We start from the raw sequence: 24,083 nt of genomic DNA, 5'->3' as shown, positions 1-24,083 counted from the left end.
ATTAAACTGGTCTTCGAAATCCCTTCCAAAAGGAAATGTTGTATTTAACTTGATTGAAGTTTATGACTTTTTGGAAATTATCAATACTGGCATCTTCTGGTTTTGCATCCATGAAATAAACCCTTGTTTCTGACTTTAGAAGAATCGGTTTAGTTGTATCGATATCTACGCCTTTTTGATTCCTAATTACCGTTGTTTGAGCAGGATAATAGTATCCATCACGATATTTATTATATGCGGTCTTAATAGTAACTTCATCATTATCTAAAATATTTAGGAAAATTGAAGCATTATCGCCTTTCCTTTTATCAAAATTTCTTGCAAAACGATTTAAAGTTGTGGTATCTAGTTGATAATTCAAAGTAGTTTCCATGATGGCATAATCTGCCTTGCTAATAATAATCGAACCCGAAAAACGCTTTAGGTAGTAACCATTGGTGACACTATGAGCACGTGTCCTGCTCTCAAAGCCAATAATATAATTTTCACCAGTATCCTCAAGTATTTCATATCGATACTTTCCAACCATTTTTGTATCGAACATAGGGTGCTGCAAAACTACATTGCCACCATTGATGTGCTGATATCCATCCAGATAGCGGATGCCGTTTTTTATTTGTCGATCAGAGGATTTACTTTTTTTAAGCCAATGCAATTCAAGTACCTTAGATAAATATTTATCTCGGCTTTTTTTCTGTTTATAAAATGTGCCCGTATATTCCAGGTGATATGTCGTGCTGTCCAAATCTGCTACCTTTGTATCGACATAAAAAGTCATACCATATGCATCTTGGTTCAGATGGGTATCTATCGCTGCAAATGTTTTTTTTATAATCTGAACAGCATTTTCATCGCTTGGTCTGATCTGGATATCTTCTAAGTCTATACTGGCCTTTTTTAGCTTAATAGACAAGGGGGTATCTCCAATCTTTATTGTCGTATCCATGTAACCAATACTGCTAACACTAATCATTGCACCTTTAGTAACTGTATTACTGGAAAAAACAAAATTGCCTTGATGATCACTGATTGCGCTTTCTTTAGTAAGAAGAAATTTGAGAGTTGCATATGCGATTGGTTGTCCATCCTCAGCATCGGTTATATTCCCACTGGTGAAGAATGCACCAGATTTTCTGATTTTCAATAAGCTTTTGCTATCAGGCATTAACCTATTGATATTTTTTAATGGCTCATTACCTTGTGGAACATCCTGATCCGAAGTTTTCTGAAGAACTGGCAGAACCGGAGCATATGCTTTAAAGTATAGTATTCCATTAACAACTTTAGACCAATCGCCCCTAAGCGGTATATAGTCGAACATAGTCGATTCCCTCACGCCTATTCCATTTAGCGTTTTTGCATCCATATACTGATAATCTCCCAAGTTATTTTCCACGAACATTTCTTCAAGAGAGCCCGTCGCGGCTTTAGGTACAGGTTTAGAATCTGTGTCAAACCAGCTTGCATAGGTTCCTGCAGCAGATGTTGTGGCTAAGGTATAAACCCGGTCATTTCCAACTACCTCTCTTACCGATTGGCCCATTGGTTTGTATGACTTAAGCTCATTGTTTTCCAAAGTGCTGGGTTGCATAGCAAAGTGAAGTGCTGCTCCCCAACAAATGATTTTTTCATTTGGATATTGCCTGATATAGTAGGATAAGTTATCAGCCATTTGCAAATCTCTAGGATTGCTATCCGATGCTTTAAAATCTTCAGCAGACTTTTCACTAGGTCTGTTTCTATAGTAATCTGTTGCGAGTGCTTCCAGACTTTTCAAATTCTGAAGCCAAAATCCTGCTGATTTTGAATCAGAAGCCGAGAGATTTTTTAATATCTCCTTTGCTTTCTTTAATTCTGCAGTAAATGCAGGAAAAGTTATGCCATCAGGGAACACTCCCTCACTAAGGGATTCCAACACCTCTGAAAGTAGCATATCGTTAAGGTTATAGCTTACTCTGCGATCTACTACATATTTTTTTAGGGCAGGGAGAAAATCGTTAACTACCTGTTGATTGATCTGGGGATCAAAACCCATTATTTTCAAACTATTCTTTTGCGCTTTAATATATTCCATCAAAGGGCGAAACTCAGCGCTTTTCGTCCATATCGGAAAAAGGGCAAGATCAAGTGCTTCCACGACATCTCCACCACCGTTGATTTTTTGCTGTGCCTGCTGAACTTCAAAGAAACCACTTTCAAAAGCAATCACATTGAAGCCCATTTGTTCATGTAGGAATTTTATCATCCTAATTTTAGCCGAGAAAACATTTCCCTCCCGATGGCTTGGTTCTCCGAGCATAACAACGGTTTTATCACTAAGCTCTTGTCTAAGGAAGTTCAGATCACTGTATTCTTTGTTATCCGGGTCAATACTTTCAATTTGGCGTACCTGAGCATGAACTACGTTAAAAGTTAGTAGCAAAGATAGGAGAAAGCAAATTTTAATTGTACGCTGCAAATTTTGATACCTCATATGATACAAAAGCCCCATTTGCCTTATTGCAAATGGGGTATTAAGATTCTGCAAAGAAATATTCTTCGGCCTAAAATTCCAAGAACTATTCTTATGGTTCAATAGATTCCTGTTCGTCAACTACATGAGGTGGGTGTGCGGAACATTCTTCAGCTGTCTCTGCACCAAATGATTTGGAGTTTTTGCAATAGGAACCTAATGAAAGACTGTAAGTGAAACCTCCGTTAGTTTGTCCCATTTGAATACTATCCAACGTTTCTATTGTTTCCTTATTTAAAACAAGTTTCGAAATTTTATTTCTCATATCCAATTTGTTTATCTTACTTTTAGCCCTCATTGTAGATTGGATCTTCCTCTTCGGCAGACAATTTACCACATTCAAAGGCATTGTCTGCACCTAAAGACTTTGATTGTTTACATACAGCGCCCAAAGAAAGTGAGTAAGTAAACCCACCTGTAGTTTGATTCATTTCTGCGTTATCTAAAGTTTCAATTGTTTCCTTATTAAGCGCAAGTTTTGATAGGTTATTTCTCATAATGATTTTTGAAAGTTAATTTTTGATTTAATTATTGTCTTCTTCAACTTCTTCTTCAACAGAAGGTGTCAGTTTTCCGCATTCGTATGCATTTTCAGCTCCAAGGTATTTTGATTGTTTGCAAACCGTACCTAAGGATAAAGAGTAAGTGAATCCACCGTTGGCTGCATTCATTTCTTGAGCATCCAAAGTTTCAATAGTCTCTTTGTTTAATGATAGTTTTGAAATCATTTTTTTCATTTTTGTTAATTTAAATTTTAATCCCTTTGTGTTGCGATCATTGTTACACCGTAGCCCACTACATCTAAAGAATTCCTTGATTATGTAGAAGAGCCCCTTAGAGTCAACAAACACATAGCAGTAACTAAGCGTAAGCTGTTTCCGGATCGACTTCCTCCTCTACCGGTTCCTTTTGCCCGCATTCAAAAGCATTTGAAGCTCCAAGCTCTTTTGACCTTCTACAGATTTCTCCCCATGACAATGAGTAAGTAAAACCACCATTGGTCTGCGCCATTTCAGCAACATCAAGTGTTTCAATGGTCTCCTTGTTGAGTGTTAATTTTGAAAGTTTCTTTTCCATTCTTTTTTTGTTTGTTTTTAAAATCTCGTTTTAGGCTGATTTTTGTCGAAGCAGAATCTTCTACACAATTACACAATATCGAAAAGGTGCAAACTGTGAGCATAAAGGTGTAGCTTTTTCATGAATGAAGTACATTTATTATGTAAGCCTCCACAAAATATTATGTGAACGAAGAAAAACACGCTTTATTTAAATAAACAAACCTTTACCTTTGCATCGATCTCCTTATTCTAAAATTTAACGATTGCTAACTTCTTTATTTATTCTTTTTGAACACTTTCACTTGCATTATTGTTGATGATGACCATTATTCTACTGAACAGCTTAAGGAGTATATTTCGGACACACCAGCTCTCAAACTTTTATATTGTTTTAATGATTCCGTTGAGGCTTTAACAGAAATAAAAAAGATAAATGGTCAGGTAGACTTTCTTTTTACTGATATAGAAATGCCTAAGTTGAATGGGCTAGAATTATCAAAACAAATCCTTTCTAAGTTTAAAAATCTGATATTAGTTAGTGCCCATGTTAAATATGCCCCAGAGGGTTATTCACTAGAGGCAAAGCAATTTTTGACTAAGCCATTTGACTTTAAAAAATTTAGCAAACTGGTCCATTCTGTAATTCAAAGATTTATAATTGATAAGCCATTTATTATGATGAAACTTGGCGCAAAGAATGATATGGCCAAAATTTACACAGACGAAATCATCTTTATCGAAGGTGCATCGAATTATATCCAAATACATACGATAGCTCGAACCTACGTACCTTACTATAAAATATCAGTAATCGACGAAGACCTCAAAGATCATCCCTATTTTTTACGAATTAATAAGTCTAATATCATATCTGCCAATCATATAAAGTCGGTATCAAGTTATAAAATCTTAATGTCTAATGGGAAGGAGTTGAATGTTAGTTCAGCCTACAAACAGAAATTCGACTGGTTTGTAAAAAATGTTATATTTAAAAAATGATTTTTGTAACTTAAGCTATTGAAAATAGTGGTACACACATTTAATTACAATCATAGTTGTATCAATTGGAAAATCCGATGGGTTTGATGATATTTAAATTAATGTTTGCATTACCTGCAACTAGCTATAAAATATCTTGTTGTTTTTTACATAGACTTAATCATGGAAATAACCTGCTACATTGTTGATGATGAAAATCATTGTATCGCCTCAACTACTGATCTTATCAAGGAAACAAAATCATTTAAGATATCGGTGCTGCAACCGATCCTAGAAAAGCAATAGTCGAAATTAAAGAATTAAAGCCCAATATTATATTTACTGACATAAATATGCCTGATATCTCAGGAATAGATTTAGCCAGTCGGGTTGATCACATTGGCTTAGTCGTTTTTATTAGTGCGAAAATGTTTTTTTCATACCCATAGTTAAAACTTAAAAAATTCACTTTCTTAAATATGCCTTTAAGCGTAGGTAAGTTATTGAAAGCAAACAGTCTAATTAAGTAAAGATTATATCAGAAAAGTTAATAACTTTATTTTATTTAGAACATAAATAGCTATCCCCAAAAATGTTTTGACTATTTGCGAGATCATTAATTAAATAGCAAATCTATCCTCTCTCTTAAAAAACTTTTACCTCGCGAAATACAAAAGCTCAATTTTGGTAAAATGTATGAGTCAAACATTAGGACAGCTTAGAATTTCCACAAGTTGACATGACATTTAGAAAAATAATCACATCATCCAAAATATTATATTTGAATAAATCGATACATTATGAGCATCATTTATTTCAAACCCCGTGATCGTTTTGACTTTTCGGTCAATACTTTGGATATTGGAAACCAAATAAGTTGGAGCCGATCACATTTTTTAAAGCATCTTTTCAAAAGAATTTTTGCAATACCACCGCTGAGATTTCAGGAGTTTTATCAGCACCATCTGGATTATTATCTAAAAAATACTGATAACAGTACTGAAGAGTTATTCTTCAAAAATTTCTTTGAGATGGTTGATAGACAATTAAAGGTCTTAAACAGCAGAGATGTATATGCAAAAAATCATGTCAAGACACAGCGTGAACTATTTCATACGGTTTCTTCTCCTGATGTCATTAAATGGTGAAGCTCGTGAGCCCTTGATTGTAACTTATCTAGATAAGCATTTAAAACCCTGGTATCTTCTTTGGTACCAGCGGCCCGCCCAGCCTGTACATTCCAGCGGTTGGGATCGCAAGATTTTCCTGTTGAGGTTTCTGCTCGTCGTCCATCAACTGTAAACCGTAAGTAAATGGTTATTGGGCCGTTTTTGTAAGTGGAGCGCTTTTTTAAATAAAAAAGCAGATTCATGTTTGTTCTCATGACAAATGAATAAAATGAAACAAAATTGTTAATTCTGTCACTTACAGTCAAGATGTTTAATGATTGAACTAGCTTATAAACAACTGTTTAAGCTATAATTGGTGAGTATTGATACCGTTTAATGTGCTCACCGAATTGCTCACCTTTTTCTTGCGAAAAAATGAATAATTTGGTGCTTCCAGAAAACGAAAAAACCTGTAAATATTTAATTTACAGGTTTTTAGTTGAATTTAAAACTATTTTCGCGGAATGGACGGGACTCGAACCCGCGACCTCCTGCGTGACAGGCAGGCATTCTAACCAGCTGAACTACCACTCCGTTTTGGCATTTATTTCCCTATCGGGGATGCAAACATAGAAACTATATCTCGTTTATCCGCATAACTAACCGTTTTTTTAGTTATATTTCTATAACTCCCTGATTGTTATTACAAATAGTTTCAAAAGAACAAATGGCCAGATCAAAACTGACCGTTTTTATGCGGAGAGGGCGGGATTCGAACCCGCGGTACCTTGCAGTACACACGCTTTCCAAGCGTGCTCGATCGACCACTCTGACACCTCTCCATGTCTGTCGGACTGCAAAAGTAATTTTTTTATTCATATCTCCACAAAAATTAATGACAATAAATTCGATCTGATGAACTTATTCTTCTGTAAAGCGATGTTTGTTTAATTGCTTAATTTTTTGGAAAGCTAAAGCCGTATAAATAGTATCGGACATATTATAAACTTATTGCTATATAGAGCATTATAAAAGCTTAACTGTTTTGACGGACTTTAGACGGACTTAAGTCGGGGTTTCGTCGGACTTATGACAATCATATCCGACCAAAGTCCGGCTTAAGTCCCTCTTATAGCTGTAGATAAGGATAAGCAATTCGCAGGATCTGTAGAGGATGGGCATAAAAAAAGGTGCTTCATTTTAAATGAAGCACCCTGCAGTAAATTAGTTATACTTAATCTATAACGGTAATTTTTAACATATTCGTTTTACCTTTTGCATCGATCGGAATCGCAGCGGTATTGATAATGATGTCACCCTGTTTAACCAGTTTCTTGCTTTTTAAGAATTCGTTAACCTCAATGATGGTATTATCTGTACTTTCCCATTTATCATAGTAAAAACCTCTAACTCCCCAAAGTAAGCTAACTGCATTTAATAAAGATCTGTTACTGGTGAAAATGAAGGTTAAGGCTTCGGGTCTGTGACTTGAAATTTCAAATGCAGTATAACCGCTTAAAGTCATTGATACAATACCAACGGCATTGGTTTGTTTAGCTAAGAAACAAGCTGAGTCACAAATCGCGTCACTTAAGAAAGACGGAGATTTTGGTTTTAAGAATTTATCCGGATTAAAAGGATAATTGTTTTGCTCAATGTTTTGGATAATTTTCTGCATGGTTTCGATAACGATCAATGGAAATTCTCCAACCGAAGTTTCACCACTTAACATTACCGCATCAGCACCATCCAAAACAGAGTTAGCCACATCATTTACTTCCGCACGGGTAGGGCGGGGAGTCGTAATCATGCTTTCCAACATTTGAGTTGCCACAATTACAGGTTTAGATGCTGCTCTACATTTAGCCACAATCATTTTCTGTAACAATGGCACTTCTTCCATCGGACATTCAACACCCAGGTCGCCACGGGCAACCATAATTCCATCGGTCACTGCAATAATCTCATCAATGTTTGCAATGGCTTCCGGTTTCTCTATTTTAGCAATTACACGCGCAGTTTTACCACGTTCAGCAATGATCTTTTTAAGCTCAATAATATCTTCCGCTTTACGCACAAAAGATAAACCAATCCATTCTACATCATTTTGAAGAACAAATTCAAGGTTTTCCCTGTCTTCTGGTGTTAAAGATGGAATTGAAACTTTTGTATTTGGAAGGTTTACGCCTTTTCTTGAAGTCAGAATCCCACCGTGAACAATTTCGCAAACCACTTCATCCTTCAAGTTGGTTGAAATCACTTTCATTTGGAGCTTTCCATCATCTAAAAGGATGATTTCGCCAGCCTGTACATCCTGAGGAAAGTTTTGGTAGGTAATGTAAATTCTTTCTTCATTACCAATACATTCATTAGTTGTAATAACAGTTGTTTTGCCATTAACCAGGTTAATGCCGCCTTCTTTTACTAAACCAATACGGATTTTTGGTCCCTGTAAATCGGCAAGGATTCCTACATTATAGTCATATTTTTTGTTCAGATCTTTGATGGTATCTAAAACAGCCTGGTGATCTGCCTGAGATCCGTGTGAAAAGTTTAAACGGCAAACATCTAAACCAGCGTTAAACATACTATATAATACGTCTGGTTTTGCCGATGCAGGGCCAAGCGTGGCAACAATTTTGGTTCTCGAATGAAAAGGTTTCATTTAATTAATTGATTTTAACAATGCAGTTAATTGTAGCGCTAATTATTATCAAAAATAATTAAACTGCATTAAGTTTTATATATTTTGTTCTTTGTTTCGTCGTTTATAACCCTCAAATATAGTGTATTTAATACACCAAGTATATAATTTTTATATTACCAAATTCTCCTTACTCTTTAATTTGGTTGGATCTATCTTTGCAGCGACCTGAATATCAGGTAGTTTATTGAGGCCGTTTATTAAATAATTCAAATCTTCCTGATCAATAAATTCTTTGATGATGATAAAAAAATCTACATTTCCCATTTCCGGAACCAGCAATCCGTCGCTGCTTCGGTTGCTGATCAGGTAATATTCTATCTCGCCCTGCTCTACAAAAAAGTAATATTTAGAGAAACACCAGGCAGGTTCATCAATGTTAAAAAATATTTCATGGTCTTCGATTTTTTCAAATTGGGTGTTTAACCGCGTATTAATTTTGTGGCACAATACATAGTCTTTAAGCGGTGCGGTAATCGCAATGAGTATGAAATCAAGGTCTAAGGTTAATTTCAGGTAAGTTCTGTTCAAGTCGAAATAAATTATTTACAGAACGAAATTAAAAAACTAATTCTATATTCGCTTGTTATTTCAGAGCCAAATTAGGGTAGAGAAATAAAAACATTTGAAAATTGTAAGAATTTATTTTTCTTTGCACAGAATTATTTAACCATTAAATTATAAAATTATGTCTGATATTGCTTCAAGAGTTAAGGCTATTATCGTAGAAAAACTAGGTGTTGACGAAAGCGAAGTTACGCCAGAGGCTTCATTCACCAACGATTTGGGTGCAGATTCTTTAGATACCGTAGAATTGATTATGGAATTTGAAAAAGAATTTAATGTAGCTATTCCTGATGATCAGGCTGAAACCATCGGTACAGTTGGTCAAGCAATTGCTTATTTGGAAAAAAACGTTAAATAGAATTACGCTTTTTCAGTATAAATGGAATTAAAAAGAGTAGTAGTAACAGGGTTGGGTGCGCTCACTCCTATAGGCAATAATATTCCCGAGTTTTGGGAAGGATTGACTAACGGGGTGAGTGGCGCTGCTCCTATTAAGGGTTTTGATACTGAGAAGTTCAAAACCAAATTCGCATGTGAGGTAAAAAACTTTAATCCGGAAGATTTTCTGGAAAAAAAGGAAGCCCGCAAGCTTGATCCGTTTGTACAATATGCGCTGGTAGCTACAGATGAGGCTGTGAAGGACGGAGGTTTTAATTTTGAAAAATTAGATACCAACCGAATCGGCGTAATCTGGGGTGCAGGCATTGGTGGATTGAAAACTTTCCTGGATGAAATTTCCAACTTCGCTAAAGGAGATGGAACTCCAAGATATAATCCATTTTTTATCCCTAAAATGATTGTAGATATTGCTCCAGGGCATATCTCTATTAAATATGGTCTGCGTGGGCCAAATTTTGCAACCGTTTCTGCCTGTGCTTCATCAACCAACGCCATGATTGATGCCTTCAACTATATCCGCCTGGGTATGGCTGATGTTATTATCAGTGGTGGTTCAGAAGCCATTATTAATGAGGCAGGAATGGGTGGCTTCAATGCCATGCATGCATTATCTACACGTAATGATGATCCGGCAACGGCATCCCGTCCTTTTGATAAGGATCGCGATGGTTTTGTTGCTGGTGAAGGTGCAGGAACCATTATCCTGGAAGAACTTGAACACGCTAAAGCCAGAGGTGCAAAAATTTATGCTGAACTGGTAGGTGGTGGAATGAGTGCTGATGCAAATCACATCACCGCACCACATCCTGAAGGTTTAGGTGCCAGAATGGTAATGACAAATGCGCTTAAAGATGCCGGTTTAACTACTGCAGATATTGATTATATTAATGTGCATGGCACTTCTACACCATTGGGTGATATTAGTGAAACCAAGGCCATTGGTACTTTATTCGGCGAAGATGCTTACCGGTTAAATATCAGCTCTACAAAATCAATGACAGGCCACCTTTTAGGCGCGGCTGGTGCTGTAGAGGCAATTGCTGCAATTCTGGCTGTGAAAAATGATATTGTTCCCCCAACAATCAATCACTTTACAGATGATCCTGCTTTTGATCCGAAATTAAATTTTACTTTCAACAAAGCGCAAAAACGTGAAGTAAGGGCCGCGTTAAGTAATACTTTTGGTTTTGGAGGCCATAACGCTTCTGTAATTTTCAAGAAATACGAAGAATAATTAAAACAGCATTGTTATATAATTTTGTATGCTAAGTAAAAATAGATAACTTAGTTAAATATGCTCATTAGCCGTTAATTGTGTTATTTATTTAATGCCGATATTAAAATTATATAAACTTTATCTTTCTCCAGAAAAGGAGTTTGTTAAAAAGCTGCGAAATATTTTAGGCTTTGTACCGGGCAATGTAACGCTTTATAAAATGGCGTTCAGGCATCGTTCTGTTGCGAAAGTTTTAAAGAATGGGAGCAGAAGCAGTAATGAGCGTCTTGAATTTCTGGGGGATGCCGTACTGGGATCAGTGATTGCCGAATTGCTTTTTAAGCACTATCCTTATAAGGAAGAGGGTTTTCTGACTGAAATGCGGTCGAAAATTGTAAACAGGGCAAATCTTAACCAGCTGGCCAAGAAAATAGGCTTTGATAAACTCATTCAGTTTGACCAAAGATCGGTAAGTATTCAAACCAAACATAACTCTATGCTTGGTGATGCCTTTGAAGCAATTGTAGGTGCCATTTATATGGATAAAGGCTATAATTTTACAAAGGAATTTTTGCTGCGTAGAATTGTTAAACCACATATCGATATCCATACCTTAGAACTTACCGAAACGAATTTCAAAAGTAAACTCATCGAATGGTGCCAGCGCCATGGTAAAGATGTCATGTTTGAACTGGTTCAGAATGGGGAAGGAGAAAGTGCAAAGCTATTCACCATCAGTGCCTTGGTTGAAGGTGAAAAATTTGGAACAGGTAGGGATTACAATAAGAAAAACGCTGAAAAATTAGCCGCAGAAAAAGCCTGCGAAGCCTTATCTATTTAGTTAAGGTTTTAAATCATTTGCTTTTACCGGGTTTTCTTTAAATTTCTTTGCAGATTCCTTAATGTATTTAATGTAATCGTACACGTTCCAGTGTTGCGCCTTTTCATAATCGGGGCGATAATTCAGCATAAAGGTTTCGAGGTCTTTTCCCCTTAAATCGGTATTGTTTTGAATGATGGTACCATTAAAATATTGGTCAATCTGCGTCTGCTTTAATTCATTATCTGCATAACGGTTAAACCTTCGCGCATTTTTTGGATCTTTACCAATTAAGTTATACAATCCATTTAAAGGATTAAAAACAGCTGATAAAACTGATGATTTACCACCGTTATAAACGCCTTTATTTCTAAAGTCACGCTTAAGGTCTTCTAAATCTTGTTTCTTGGTGCTTCCAACAATCGTCACTTCTTCAAGCATAGTGCTGTTTCTTACCAAATAGATGAGAATATCCTGAGTGCCCTTCACCACAATCTGCTGGTCAATAAGATTTCGTTTGGTAATTAACAATGTATCACCAATATTTGCCCTGATCTGAAAAAAACCAAGGTCATTGCTGCCAACGCCCAATTGGGTTCGCTGGTTGGTAATTTCGGCCAGTGCTACACGTAAATTAGTTCCCTTTTCAAAAACTACACCCTTAATGATCAGTTCTTGTGCTTTCAGTATATTCCCGGTAAAAAGGAACAATAATAGAAATAAGAATAATTTTAAAATTTTCATTAAGGTTAATTTATTATGTTTAATGTATCGGTATAAAACAATTGATTTTGCAGTGGCATGATACATTATGGGTATGTTGTGTTATTTTCGGCTGCTGTAAAATATATTTCCTTTATTCTTCTGGTTTAACAGCTAATCAGTTATCTTGTTTGTTATAACCACTCCAGCAGTGCATTTCATAAATTACAATGATCATTTTAAAAACAGATTGTAAAATTAGCATTTATTAACCTTTTTAGTTGTTAAATAAAGTTAAGATAAGGTCAGGATATGCTTTGAAACATCATATTTGATGTAATTTGTAAATGGTAAACCTAAAAGGCAGTCTGCAAACTGTAAACTAATTTTTCTATCTTTGCGCATGATAAAATCCATGACAGGATATGGCCTGGCAACAGCCGATTATGCGAATGCAAAGTATAGTGTCGAAATCAAATCGCTTAACAGTAAATTTCTTGAGCTCAATTTAAAATATCCAAAAGCTTTTTCTGATAAGGAATTGATTTTACGTAATGTTTGCAGTAAAGATATTGAGCGCGGAAAAGTTAGCCTCAGCATTAATGTAGAGCGCACAGGCGGAGAAGTAACCGGTGCTACCATCAATACCGCTTTGCTTAGTCATTACTATAATCAGCTGGTGGCTGTCAATCAGGAACTCAATGCCGGGAGTAGCAATTTACTTCAGACGGCATTAACTTTTCCGGAAGTCATCAGCTATAAGGAAGAAAGCGTAAGTGAAGATGAATGGAATCATTTATATCAGATATTTATCACTGCCCTGGCTAATTTTAATAGATTCAGAATAGATGAAGGTGCTGTTTTAAAAGCAGATCTTGAACTCCGGATTAAAAATATCTTAGGGTACTTCAAATCTGTTGAAGAATTAGAACCTAAAAGGATTACGGCCATCCGTGATAAGTTTGCACAATTTCTGGATGATGCAGTTGGTAAGGTCAATATCGATCAGAACCGGTTTGAGCAGGAATTGATTTATTACATCGATAAAATTGATATTACAGAAGAAAAAACCAGGTTAAAAAGTCACTGTGATTATTTTCTTCAAACATTGGGCAGTAAAGAGGCCAACGGTAAAAAGCTGGGTTTTATCTCTCAGGAAATTGGAAGAGAAATTAATACCATGGGTGCTAAAGCCAATGATGCACAAATGCAACAATTTGTAGTGGGCATGAAAGAAGAATTAGAAAAGATAAAAGAACAATTACTGAACGTGTTGTAGCGTTAGGCGGAAAGCGCCAATCGCTTAACGCCTAATGCCAATCGCAAAACTTTTAAAAATGCAAGGCAAATTAATCATATTTTCGGCACCATCAGGAGCTGGCAAAACTACAATTGTACACCACCTCCTCAAAAAGTTTCCTGAGCTAAGCTTTTCCATTTCTGCCACCACCAGAGAACTCAGAGGCGATGAAACGCATGAAAATGACTATTACTTTATCACGAAAGAAGAGTTTTTACATAAAGTTGCCCACCAGGAATTTGTAGAGTTTGAAGAAGTTTACAACGGCACATTCTATGGTACCTTGCGTTCGGAAATTGAACGTATCTGGGAAAATAATCAGCATGTTATTTTTGATATCGATGTAGAAGGCGGCATTCGTTTAAAACGAAAATATGAAGAAGATGCTTTGGCTATTTTTGTCCAGCCACCATCTTTAGAGGTGTTAAAAGAGCGCTTAAGTGGTAGAGGAACAGATAGTCCGGAAAAACTTCAGGAACGCTTTATCAAAGCAGAAAAGGAATTGCTTTACGCAGATAAGTTTGATGTGATCTTAAAAAACTTTGATTTAGCAACAGCTTGCGCTGAAGCCGAAAGATTGGTGCAGGAATTTCTGAATCACTAGCAGTTAGCAATCTGTAGCTTTCAGTTTTGGACATAAATAGCTAACTGTATATTATTCTGATAAGATAATTTAAGCTATAAATATATGGGTGATTTCTATGACTTACTGGTTTATAAAAATCGTTTGAATTATCTATGTTTATATTTGAGTTGAGCAAATCTTTTCCCCGAGATGAAATGTACTCTCTTACCGATCAAATCAGGAGAGCTTCAAGGTCAACAAATATTTGTTTAGTTGAAGCCTGCAGAAAGCGAAGGTATAAAGCACATTTTATTCGTAAAATTTCTGATCGTGATATGGAAAATAGGGAGACAAAAGGCTGGCTAAATTATTAAATCATATGATGAATCATCCTGAGAAATACGGATCCATCTAATATTTGCATATTAAACTGTTAACTGAAAAATGTCAACTAAAAACCGTCAATTGAAAACAGGTCTTTTCTTTGGCTCTTACAACCCCATCCATACCGGGCATTTAGTTATTGCCAACTATATGGCCAATCATACCGAACTTGATGAGGTGTGGTTAGTGGTTTCACCTCATAATCCGCTAAAAGAAAAAAGTGGCCTAGCCAACATGTACGATCGGCTAGAGATGGCCAATCTGGCTACCGAGAATTCGGAAAATATTCGCGTAAGCGATATTGAGTTTACGCTTCCTAAACCATCCTATACTATTGATACATTGACTTATCTTCACGAAAGGTTTCCGTCAAAAGATTTTATTTTGATCATGGGAGCAGATAACCTGGTCTCTTTCAAAAAATGGAAAAACTATGAGGTGCTTTTGAAGAATTATCAGATTTATGTTTATCCGCGACCCGGCGCTGATATCAGTGAATGGAAAGATCATCCGTCCATCATGTTTACAGATACGCCGCTAATGGAAATCTCTTCCACATTTATTCGTAAATCTATCAAAGAAAAGAAAAACGTACAGTTTTTTCTCCCGGATAAGGTGATCAGTTTCATCGATAGCAAAGGAATGTATCAGTAAAATAATTAAAATAAACGCAAAAAGCATCCTGATTTTCAGGATGCTTTTTGCGTAACTAAATATTAAAATAAGTTATTTCCACCCGCCGCCTAAAGCACGATATAAATTTACAACTGACTGTAGCTTTTGTAATCTGTCATTAATTCCACTCAATTGAGCAGTTAATAAACTTTGCTCTGAAGTCAATACATCAGTATAATTCGTGGCTGAACTATAACGTAATAGTTCTTTTGTAAAATCTACGGCCTTAGTTAAGGAAGCAATTTGCTTGGCTCTTGTTGCTTCTTTTTCTTCTGCAGTCTGATAAGCATACAATGCATTTGAAACCTCTTGTCCGCCGGTTAAAAGGGCTTGTTGAAAGGTGTAAAATGCAATTTGCTGATTTGCCTGTGCAGTAGTTAAACGGGCTTTATTTGCCCCTTTGGCAAAAATGGGTTGTGTTAAACCACCAACCAGGTTGTAGAAAATGGAATTATCAAAGAAGTTACTCAACTGTAAACTGGTTAAGCCACCTGCCGCAGTTAAGGTTAAGGCAGGGTAGAAGTATGTTTTGGCAACATTGGTATTCTCAAATGCGGCTCTGAAACCAAATTCAGCGGCAATAACATCGGGACGGTTTTGCAACAACTGAGCAGAAACTCCGGTGTGTAAATTTGAAAATGCAACTTGTTGGTCTAATGTTGTACGGTTTACTGTTCCGGGTGCCTGCGCCAGCGCAATGTTTAATGCATTTTCTGCTTCTTTAATACTGCGTTTCAAATCTGGTAAGGTCACCTGGGCGGCATATAGATTGGCCTCACTTTGTACAACAGCCGCACCATTTACAACTGCACCTTCTTTCAGTGCTTTCATGGTTTCTACATCCTGTGCCCTGATTTTGATGGTTTGTTCAGTAATGGCCAATTGTTTGTCTAAAGCCAGTAAAGTGTAATAACTGTTCGCAATGGTAGCAATTAGCTGTGTTTGAACAGCTCTTTTTGCAGCATCACTTTGTAGTAAAGTAGCGAATGCAGATCGCTTGGCACTACTTAGTTTTCCCCAAATATCTGCTTCCCAGGCTGTGCTTAACTGTGCCCTGTAGGTTTGTGTTTCTAAATTGATGTTAATCCCGGCTGGAAAATTTAATGCAGCAGCGGCTTGTTTAGCATCAGTAACTGAAACATCAGCCTGTAAGCTTGGCAGAAATGCGGCACGGCTTTGTCTTAATGTTGCCTCTGAAATTCTAATGCGCTCGATAGCTTGTTTTAAATCTAGATTTTGATTTATTCCTTGCTGAATCAAAGATTGCAAAGTGGTATCAGAGAACAGTGTCTTCCACGGCAAATCTGCCATTGTGGTGGTATCAGTTGTATTTTGATCCCGGTATAATCCTTCACTTTTAACCTGAGGCCGCTCATATTTTTTAGTCACACAAGCGCTTAAGGTTAAGATGGTGAAGCCGATTAAAATGGAATACTTATATCTAAGTTTCATATTTTTCTTAAAAATTAATGTTTGTTTTGACTGGTCGCCAATTCGTATTCTTCTGGTGTTTGCTCCTTTTCAATTCCTTCTTCAAAGGGAGATTTATCGCTGATTCGTTCCTGTAAACTTTGGAAAACAATAAATAATGCCGGGATGACAAATACACCGAATAATGTTCCGATCAGCATGCCGCCTACCGCGCCTGTACCGATTGATTTGTTACCGGATGCACCAACGCCTGAAGAAAGCATCAATGGTAATAAACCCAGGATAAATGCAAAAGAGGTCATCAAAATCGGGCGTAAACGGGCGGTAGCACCATCTATGGCCGCATTAACAATACTCATGCCTTTTTTCCGTCTATCCACTGCATACTCCACAATCAGAATGGCATTCTTGGCTAATAAACCAACCAGCATGATGAGGGTGATTTGTGTATAGATATTATTATCTACACCGAAAATCTTATCAAAAATAAATACACCAGCTAAACCGATAGGAAGAGAAATTAGTACCGCTAAAGGTAAAATATAACTTTCATATTGTGCCGCCAACAGGAAGTAAACGAAGATAATACAAAGTAAGAAGATAAATACCGTCTGGCTTCCACCGCTAATTTCCTCGCGTGACAGACCTGAAAATTCATATCCATAGCCAGCAGGTAATGTTTGCGCTGCAACTTCCTGTACTGCTTTTAAGGCATCTCCGGAACTAAAACCAGCATTTGGATTACCCGTAACTGAAATCGAAGTGAATAAGTTGAAACGTGAAATGGCTTGTGGACCATATACCTTAGTTAGCGTAATAAATTCAGATACTGGCGCCATTTGTCCGCTTCCATTACGGACGAAGATTCGGGTCAAGGTTTGCTCATTGGAACGATACTGCGCATCTGCCTGATACATTACCCTGAATTGTTTACCAAACTTATTAAAGTTAGAGGCATAAACCCCACCATAATAACCTTGCATCACACCCAGAACATCGGCAACGGTTAAGCCGGCTTGTTTCACTTTTGCCACATTTACATCAATTTGATATTGAGGAAAATTAGGGTTGAATGACGTAGAAGCATATTGAACTTCTGGTCTTTTACTTAAAGCTGCCAGGAATCCATTACCAATATCATTGAATTTTTTGATGTCCCCACCGGTTTTATCCTGCAGCTGGAATTCAAAACCACCACTTGTTCCGAAACCTTGAATAGTTGGTGGGGCAAAGAAGATAATTTTTGCACCTTTAATATTCGCGGTTTTGGCAAATAGCTCGCCAATAATCACTTTTACATCGCGGCCTTTACGTTCATCCCATGGAGATAATCTGGAAATTACCATACCATAAGAACTACCAGAACCACTGATCATACTCCGGCCAACAACCCTTAATGTATTTTTGATTTCAGGAATTCCATGTGCAATGCTGTCAATTTTTGCAATTACAACATTGGTTTCCTCCTGCGATGTACCTGCAGGTAGAGAGATATCAGACATGATCGTTCCCAAATCTTCATTCGGTACGAAACCTTTTGGTGTGGTATTCATGGTCCAAACCAAAATTCCTGTAAATAATAAAATACCTAAACCTACAATCCATTTTTTATGGGAAAGGAAGCTAACAGATTTTTTATACTTATTGGTTACGGCATCAAATGAAGTGTTAAATGCGGCATAAAAACGCTCTAAAAAGTTTTTCTTTTTTCCGTGGTCATCCGCATGGGGTTTTAAAAACAACGCACATAACGCCGGACTTAAGGTTAATGCATTGATTGCAGATAAGATAATTGAGATCGCAAGTGTTAAACCGAACTGTTTATAAAATACACCTGAAGATCCCTGGATAAAACTTACCGGGATAAATACCGCGGCCATAACTAGAGTGATCGAAATAATTGCGCCACTGATGTCGTCCATCGCATCTATGGTTGCTTTTTTGGCATCGGTATAACCCTCATCCAGTTTAGCATGCACCGCTTCCACTACCACAATCGCATCATCCACCACAATACCAATGGCGAGTACGAGGGCAAATAAGGTTAATAAGTTAATCGTAAAACCGAATAGACTTAAGAAAAAGAAGGTACCAATAATTGCTACCGGAACACTGATTGCCGGTATTAAGGTTGAACGGAAATCCTGTAAGAAAATAAATACAACCAGGAATACGAGGATAAATGCTTCGATTAAAGTATGAATAACCTTTTCGATTGATGCATCTAAGAAGTCATTAACGTTTACCAGTGTTGAATAATGAACGCCTTTTGGAAAAGATTTTTGGGCTTCATCCAGCGTTTTAATAGAGTTTTCGATTACTTCTTTTGCATTTGAACCTGCCGTTTGATTAATGGCGATACCCAATGCCGGCTTACCATTAAAATTCACCGCACTGGCATAGCTTTGTGCACCCAACTCAATTCGGGCAATATCTTTTAACCGAAGGATTTGTCCGTTAGCTGCTGTTTTGATAATGATGTTACCAAACTGCGCTTCATCTTTTAACCTACCGGTATATTTTAAGGTGTATTGAAATGCCTGATCGCCCTGCTCTCCAAACTGGCCTGGAGCAGCCTCCACGTTCTGATCTGCAAGGGCCGTATTCACGTCACTTGGCACTAAACCATAAGTAGCCATCACATCAGGCTTTAACCAAAGGCGCATGGTATAATCAAGAGTTCCGAAGGCACTTGCATCACCTACACCATTAATACGCTTAATTTGCGGGATGATATTGATGTTGGCATAATTTTGCAAGAATTTTTGATCATAAGATGGGTCATCACTATAAAGACCAAAGATCAATACGTTACTGGCCTGTCTTTTGGCCGTAATTACACCAGATTTTGTAACCTCTGCAGGTAGTAAACTGGTGGCGCGCGCCACCCTGTTTTGAACGTTTACTGCAGCCAGATCGGGGTTGGTTCCCAGTTTAAAGTTGATGGTTATGGCTGCTGTTCCATCATTACTTGCGGTCGAAGTCATGTAAGTCATGTCTTCCACTCCATTGATTTGTTCTTCCAGCGGCACAACCACGCTGTTCATCACCACGTCGGCATTTGCGCCCTGATATGACGTGGAAACCTGCACCGTTGGTGGCGCAATTTCGGGATATTGTGAAACCGGTAGGGTAGCTAAACCTAAAACACCGAGAATAACGATGATAATGGATATAACCGTTGATAAAACCGGCCTTTCTATGAATTTCTTAAACATAATTAATATTGATTACACTGATGATCGTGTGATTGCACTGATGATATTACTATTACTTAATCTCCGCGTAAACTGAATCGGCACTTGTTTCCTGTGGTTTAATTTTAACGCCGTCTTTTAAGGATTGGAAACCTTCCAGTACGATTTTATCGCCGGCCTTTAGTCCTTTGGTTACCACATAAAATTTATCTTTCGCTAAATCCATGATCTGAATTTCGGTGCTGACAATTTTAGCTGAATCGCCTAAAACATACACGAATTTTTTACCCTGCAAATCAATAGTTGATTTCTGAGGAACTAAAATGGCATTTTCTACTTTCTGAGGAATCCTTACCGATGCACTTCCACCGGATTTTAATAAAGCGATCGGGTTGGGGAAAGTTGCTCTTAAGCTGGCCGAACCTGTATTGGTATTAATCTGACTATTAATGGATTCAATTTTACCATTTTGAGCGTAAACCGTTCCATCAGCCAATACCAGGCTTACTGCCGGGATATTCGCCATTTGTTGGGCCAGGGTATTTCCCTTATAAGTTTTAGAGAAATCCAATAGCTGTTTCTCATTTAAAGAAAAGTAGGCATAAACTTTGGATGTGTTGGCAATGGTTGTCAAGGGTTCTGTGCTGGAGCTGCTTACTAAGCTTCCATTTCTAAATGGAATGCTACCTACGATCCCACTAACAGGACTGGTAATGGATGTATAGCCTAAGTTTACCTGTGCGTTTGCTAAGGTAGCTCTTGCCTGTGCTAAAGCTGCTTTTCTGCTTTGGAGTGTCAGTTGAGCAGCATCTAGGTCATATTTACTGATGATATCTTTTTCGACCAGCGGTTTAGTTTTGTTCACCTGCAATTGAGCGGCATGTACATCCGCTTCTGCACTGCTGATGGCAGCTCTCGCTGTTCTAACTTCCTGTTCATATTGTGGTGCCATGATCGTAAAAAGCAACTGTCCCTTTTTAACCACAGCGCCTTCATCAACCAATATTTTATCAATAAAACCATCAACCTTAGGGCGGATATCAATATTCTGAATGCCTTCGATTGTTGCGGGGTAATCAGAGTTTAATTCTGTAGTTTGCGATTTAACGGCAAAAACCGGATAGGCCTGAGGGCCGGCCGCTGCAGCCGCAGCTGCTTTTTTGGCATCATCATTATTTCCGCAGGATGCCAAAAGCATTCCCATGCTCAAACTGAAGAAGAGAGTTGTTCCTTTTCTCATGGAGTATTCGTGTGTGTGTTTAATATTAAATTTCCGGGTTGAAGCTTTGTCAAAATATAGATTTTGAATTTGCAACTGATGCCCAAAAATAGCGCCTAAAAAAGAATAAATCTGTCCAATTTCTGTCATTTAATCAATCGATTGATTTATTTTTGAGGCTAAATCTGTTTCTGATTGGCCTAAATCGCTGTCAGAAGCCTGTTTAAGTCATTATTTGAACTTAAATAAATGCTGTGTAATTATGTTGAGACAGATGTTAAATAGTGTATATTTTATGATTTCTCAGCGAATCATGTAGCTGAATTGGCCACCAATATACACTACAATAGTGTATATTGTACACACTTATTTATTCATGTAATAATTTGATTATTTATGGTCAATCCGATAAAAGAATAAGGTACTGATCTGACCACCTCAGCAACATCAGTTTAAAAGTAATTAATTTATATTGATTGATCTGTTTCTCCTTCAAAAACCAATTTTGCCGGACCACATAAAAATACGTTCGTAAATTTTTGTCCATCATAATCGAAGTCGATTTTAATATCTCCACCTAAAACTTTAATGTTGGTTTCAATATGTCCGCGCTGATTTTTATGTTTGGCCATAGCCATGGCTACGGCAGTTACACCAGTGCCACAGGCATACGTTTCATCTTCTACGCCACGCTCATAAGTACGAACAAACAAATAATTGCCAAAATCTTCTACAAAATTTATATTGATGCCCTTCTCGCTATAAATTTCATTGTAGCGAATATTTCTACCTTCATTAAATACATCGAAATTTTTTAGATCTTCCTGTATTTTCACAAAATGTGGGGATCCGGTATTCAAAACATAGGCATCACCATCACGCGTGATCATCTCTACATCAATCATTTGAAGATCAATCCACGCGCCGCTTTCTGAAATTCTGGCATAATGCGGACCATCCACTGCCAAAAAGTTAGTTTCCTTATTGATAATCCCCAGGTGTTTAGCAAAAGCAACGATACATCTTCCGCCATTGCCACACATACTTCCCAATTGGCCATCCGCATTGAAGTAGTGCATTTCAAAATCATAGTCATCGTGCTTTGTTATAAACATTAACCCATCTGCCCCAATACCAAATCTGCGGTGGCAAAGCTGTTTAATCAGGTCGTTATCAATATTTTTTAAAGGACTGTCCATATGGTTAATCAAAATAAAATCGTTTCCGGCACCCTGATATTTAAAGAAATTAATTTTCATTGGATCTTCATTTTTTAATGCAATATTTGAGTTGCAGATGCTAAAAGTAATCTGGTGTAAATCATTTTAACATTTTTTAACACCGATGTCAATGCTTTAGTGATGCAAATATCGTTGATATGGTATTAAATTTGAATAAACTTACAAAAGAAAATTTAGGCAGATAAATAACTGCTGGAGCGTTCTGCTTAAACAAAGAAAATACAGCGCTCTTGTCAAACATTAAAGCACAAGTGGTTATAGGTAAACCAAACAATTTGCCGGCAATGGAACTTATAATCAGTTGTGAGGAGTAAGAAACAATATACACACTCATGAAACCATTAAAAGCTTTTGGATAGGATTCAGAAGGCAGCTTTTGATAGCTTCATGGCCATTAAAAACAATATATAAACACATGAAAAAAATATTAGGCATTACCGTGTTAGCTGCTTTTATAGGTGGGGCAGCAGCAATTGGAGGTTATAAGCTATTTGAGCGTAACCAAACCGGAAATACGATTTCAGAAAAACAGAATCTATATTTTGCAAACAACCCGCTTAAGGTTACTTCGGCCGGTGCAACTGATTTTACGCAGGCTGCCGCAGCGGTTGCTCCGGGTGTGGTTCACATTAAGACCACCTATTCAGCCTCCGGCAAAAGTGAGGGAAGTTCTTCGCCGTTTGATATGATGGAAGATTTCTTTGGCGGTGGTGGCCGTCAGATGCAGCGTCAACCCAGAGCCGCTTCAGGATCAGGTGTAATTATCAGTCAGGACGGTTACATCGTTACGAACAATCACGTGGTTGAAAATGCAGAGAAAGTGGAGGTGGTTTTAACCGATCGGCGTAAAGTTGAGGCAAAGGTGATTGGTCGCGATCCGAATACAGATTTAGCATTAATCAAGGTAAACGCTACTGGTTTACCTGTTGTTAAAATGGGTAATTCTGATAATGTTCAGGTGGGTGAGTGGGTTTTGGCCGTTGGTTTCCCACTGGATTTACAGACGACAGTAACAGCCGGTATTGTAAGTGCAAAAAACCGTAGTATTGGTATCATAGGAAGAGAACAACAGGGAAACGAGATTACTGAAGAAGAATACAGGGAATATCAGCGTACAGGTAAAAGGCCAGAACGTCCGGCAAACACCAGTATTGAGTCCTTTATTCAAACTGATGCAGCCATTAATCCGGGTAACAGTGGCGGGGCATTGGTGAATACTAATGGTGAACTGGTAGGTATCAATTCTGCAATTGCCTCTCAAAGCGGTTACAACCAGGGTTATGGTTTTGCTATTCCGGTTAACCTGGCACGTAAAATTGTAGATGATTTTATGAAGTATGGTTCGGTTAAACGTGGTTATATAGGTGTAAACTTCGTTCCGCTTAGCGGTGATGATAAACCAGAAGGTATCAAAACGAGCGAAGTTAGCGGCCTATATGTAAACGATGTGGTAGCAAAAGGTGCTGCAGAGGCTGCTGGTTTAAAACCTGGTGATGTAATTAAAAAGGTTGATGGTATTGTAATCAATGATTCTCCTGATTTACAGGAAAGGGTTGGTCGTCTGAATCCGGGTGATAAAGTTAAATTAACGGTATTGAGAGATGGTTCACTAAAAGACTATACGGTAACCTTAAAAGGAGAGGCGAGTATAAACCCTAATGCCAATACTGCTGCAACAAAATCTGTAGAGATATCAAAACTGGGCGCAACGTTTGCACCTGCAACTCCGGCTCAGAAATCCAAACTGGGCATTAATAGCGGGGTAGTTGTTACTTCGGTTACTACGGGAAAAGCATTTGATAACATTGGTGTAGAGAAAGGCTTAATCATTACTAAAGTAAACGGACAAGCTGTAAACAGCGTGACCGATGTTCAGAAAGCCTTGCCTCAAACCAGAAATGGAATGGTTTACATGTCTGGTGTAACCGGTCAGAGTACATTTAACTTTAGCTTTCCGGCACAGTAGTTAGAAACTTAATTAGCATAAAAAAAGATCCTGATTCGCG

General features: G+C 37.5%; 22 protein-coding genes, 2 tRNA genes and 1 pseudogene. 10 read left to right on the top strand and 15 right to left on the bottom strand.

Going from position 1 to position 24,083, the window contains the following annotated elements:
• Window position 1: 1 nt before the first annotated feature.
• The 5 genes from OQ267_RS00150 to OQ267_RS00130 all read right to left on the bottom strand — a co-directional run bounded on the left by OQ267_RS00150 (window position 2) and on the right by OQ267_RS00130 (window position 3,589).
• On the bottom strand, window positions 2–2,473 hold the full coding sequence (locus OQ267_RS00150; RefSeq protein ID WP_265834456.1) for an erythromycin esterase family protein: 2,472 nt from the start codon (window positions 2,471–2,473) through the stop codon (window positions 2–4).
• A gap of 91 nt (window positions 2,474–2,564) precedes the next feature.
• Window positions 2,565–2,777, bottom strand: coding sequence for a class I lanthipeptide (locus OQ267_RS00145; protein WP_157263342.1), 213 nt, complete (start codon window positions 2,775–2,777; stop codon window positions 2,565–2,567).
• A gap of 22 nt (window positions 2,778–2,799) precedes the next feature.
• Window positions 2,800–3,009, bottom strand: coding sequence for a class I lanthipeptide (locus OQ267_RS00140; protein WP_029287199.1), 210 nt, complete (start codon window positions 3,007–3,009; stop codon window positions 2,800–2,802).
• A gap of 27 nt (window positions 3,010–3,036) precedes the next feature.
• Window positions 3,037–3,249 (bottom strand): class I lanthipeptide, encoded by a 213-nt coding sequence (locus tag OQ267_RS00135; protein WP_029287197.1) that lies wholly within the window; start codon window positions 3,247–3,249, stop codon window positions 3,037–3,039.
• 124 nt (window positions 3,250–3,373) lie between these two features.
• Window positions 3,374–3,589 carry a class I lanthipeptide gene (locus OQ267_RS00130; protein ID WP_265834455.1) on the bottom strand — a complete coding sequence of 72 codons (216 nt, stop codon included), beginning with the start codon at window positions 3,587–3,589 and terminating at the stop codon, window positions 3,374–3,376.
• Window positions 3,590–3,858: 269 nt separating this feature from the next.
• On the opposite strand from OQ267_RS00130, the gene OQ267_RS00125 reads away from it, so the two are divergent.
• Together OQ267_RS00125 and OQ267_RS22525 are read left to right on the top strand one after the other, a co-directional pair.
• The gene (locus OQ267_RS00125; protein ID WP_265834454.1) at window positions 3,859–4,569 is read left to right on the top strand and encodes a LytR/AlgR family response regulator transcription factor; all 711 of its coding nucleotides are present in this window, start codon (window positions 3,859–3,861) and stop codon (window positions 4,567–4,569) included.
• 251 nt (window positions 4,570–4,820) lie between these two features.
• Window positions 4,821–4,997 carry a response regulator gene (locus OQ267_RS22525; RefSeq protein ID WP_416348652.1) on the top strand — a complete coding sequence of 59 codons (177 nt, stop codon included), beginning with the start codon at window positions 4,821–4,823 and terminating at the stop codon, window positions 4,995–4,997.
• Window positions 4,998–5,659: 662 nt separating this feature from the next.
• Here the strand turns inward: OQ267_RS22525 and OQ267_RS00120 are convergent.
• The 5 genes from OQ267_RS00120 to OQ267_RS00100 all read right to left on the bottom strand — a co-directional run bounded on the left by OQ267_RS00120 (window position 5,660) and on the right by OQ267_RS00100 (window position 8,892).
• Complete coding sequence (locus tag OQ267_RS00120; RefSeq protein ID WP_265834453.1) at window positions 5,660–5,932, bottom strand: Arm DNA-binding domain-containing protein; 273 nt, start codon at window positions 5,930–5,932, stop codon at window positions 5,660–5,662.
• A 245-nt stretch (window positions 5,933–6,177) separates the two neighbouring features.
• Window positions 6,178–6,251: transfer RNA gene (locus OQ267_RS00115), tRNA-Asp, on the bottom strand.
• 163 nt (window positions 6,252–6,414) lie between these two features.
• A tRNA-Ser gene (locus OQ267_RS00110) sits at window positions 6,415–6,499 on the bottom strand.
• A gap of 392 nt (window positions 6,500–6,891) precedes the next feature.
• Window positions 6,892–8,322 carry a pyruvate kinase gene (gene pyk / locus OQ267_RS00105; protein WP_088299560.1) on the bottom strand — a complete coding sequence of 477 codons (1,431 nt, stop codon included), beginning with the start codon at window positions 8,320–8,322 and terminating at the stop codon, window positions 6,892–6,894.
• A 150-nt stretch (window positions 8,323–8,472) separates the two neighbouring features.
• Window positions 8,473–8,892 carry an IPExxxVDY family protein gene (locus OQ267_RS00100; protein ID WP_088299559.1) on the bottom strand — a complete coding sequence of 140 codons (420 nt, stop codon included), beginning with the start codon at window positions 8,890–8,892 and terminating at the stop codon, window positions 8,473–8,475.
• Between the two features lie 157 nt (window positions 8,893–9,049).
• Between OQ267_RS00100 and OQ267_RS00095 the strand changes: the two genes are divergently transcribed.
• From OQ267_RS00095 to rnc, 3 genes are all read left to right on the top strand, one after another.
• Complete coding sequence (locus OQ267_RS00095) at window positions 9,050–9,286, top strand: acyl carrier protein (RefSeq protein WP_008508386.1); 237 nt, start codon at window positions 9,050–9,052, stop codon at window positions 9,284–9,286.
• A gap of 21 nt (window positions 9,287–9,307) precedes the next feature.
• On the top strand, window positions 9,308–10,561 hold the full coding sequence (gene fabF / locus OQ267_RS00090; protein WP_265834452.1) for a beta-ketoacyl-ACP synthase II: 1,254 nt from the start codon (window positions 9,308–9,310) through the stop codon (window positions 10,559–10,561).
• 94 nt (window positions 10,562–10,655) lie between these two features.
• Entirely contained in the window at window positions 10,656–11,384 is a 729-nt protein-coding gene (gene rnc / locus OQ267_RS00085; protein ID WP_088299557.1) for a ribonuclease III, read from the top strand.
• Here the strand turns inward: rnc and OQ267_RS00080 are convergent, their stop codons facing one another.
• Window positions 11,385–12,107: a hypothetical protein gene (locus OQ267_RS00080; RefSeq protein WP_140418618.1), complete on the bottom strand. Its 723-nt coding sequence runs from the start codon at window positions 12,105–12,107 to the stop codon at window positions 11,385–11,387.
• A gap of 373 nt (window positions 12,108–12,480) precedes the next feature.
• Here OQ267_RS00080 and OQ267_RS00075 point away from each other — a divergent pair, with 373 nt between their 5' ends.
• The 4 genes and pseudogenes from OQ267_RS00075 (at window position 12,481) to nadD (ending at window position 14,968) form a co-directional block, all read left to right on the top strand.
• Window positions 12,481–13,344 (top strand): YicC/YloC family endoribonuclease, encoded by an 864-nt coding sequence (locus OQ267_RS00075; RefSeq protein WP_265834961.1) that lies wholly within the window; start codon window positions 12,481–12,483, stop codon window positions 13,342–13,344.
• 58 nt (window positions 13,345–13,402) lie between these two features.
• Entirely contained in the window at window positions 13,403–13,969 is a 567-nt protein-coding gene (gmk, locus tag OQ267_RS00070) for a guanylate kinase (RefSeq protein WP_088299554.1), read from the top strand.
• Between the two features lie 128 nt (window positions 13,970–14,097).
• Window positions 14,098–14,304 (top strand): annotated as a pseudogene (locus tag OQ267_RS22520) (four helix bundle protein); the annotation flags it as partial.
• 70 nt (window positions 14,305–14,374) lie between these two features.
• On the top strand, window positions 14,375–14,968 hold the full coding sequence (gene nadD, locus OQ267_RS00065; protein ID WP_265834451.1) for a nicotinate (nicotinamide) nucleotide adenylyltransferase: 594 nt from the start codon (window positions 14,375–14,377) through the stop codon (window positions 14,966–14,968).
• A gap of 72 nt (window positions 14,969–15,040) precedes the next feature.
• Here the strand turns inward: nadD and OQ267_RS00060 are convergent, their stop codons facing one another.
• The 4 genes from OQ267_RS00060 to dapF form a co-directional block, all read right to left on the bottom strand.
• Window positions 15,041–16,441: an efflux transporter outer membrane subunit gene (locus OQ267_RS00060; RefSeq protein ID WP_265834450.1), complete on the bottom strand. Its 1,401-nt coding sequence runs from the start codon at window positions 16,439–16,441 to the stop codon at window positions 15,041–15,043.
• A gap of 14 nt (window positions 16,442–16,455) precedes the next feature.
• Complete coding sequence (locus OQ267_RS00055) at window positions 16,456–19,638, bottom strand: efflux RND transporter permease subunit (protein ID WP_088299551.1); 3,183 nt, start codon at window positions 19,636–19,638, stop codon at window positions 16,456–16,458.
• A gap of 52 nt (window positions 19,639–19,690) precedes the next feature.
• Entirely contained in the window at window positions 19,691–20,986 is a 1,296-nt protein-coding gene (locus OQ267_RS00050; RefSeq protein ID WP_265834449.1) for an efflux RND transporter periplasmic adaptor subunit, read from the bottom strand.
• A gap of 317 nt (window positions 20,987–21,303) precedes the next feature.
• On the bottom strand, window positions 21,304–22,095 hold the full coding sequence (gene dapF / locus OQ267_RS00045; RefSeq protein ID WP_265834448.1) for a diaminopimelate epimerase: 792 nt from the start codon (window positions 22,093–22,095) through the stop codon (window positions 21,304–21,306).
• A 397-nt stretch (window positions 22,096–22,492) separates the two neighbouring features.
• Between dapF and OQ267_RS00040 the strand changes: the two genes are divergently transcribed.
• Window positions 22,493–24,043, top strand: coding sequence for a trypsin-like peptidase domain-containing protein (locus OQ267_RS00040; RefSeq protein WP_265834447.1), 1,551 nt, complete (start codon window positions 22,493–22,495; stop codon window positions 24,041–24,043).
• Window positions 24,044–24,083: the final 40 nt, after the last annotated feature.

Source organism: Pedobacter sp. MR22-3 (assembly GCF_026240075.1).
GTDB lineage: Bacteria > Bacteroidota > Bacteroidia > Sphingobacteriales > Sphingobacteriaceae > Pedobacter.
The sequence above is the reverse complement of the archived record's forward strand: the minus strand, read 5'-3'. Positions and strand labels throughout refer to the sequence as shown.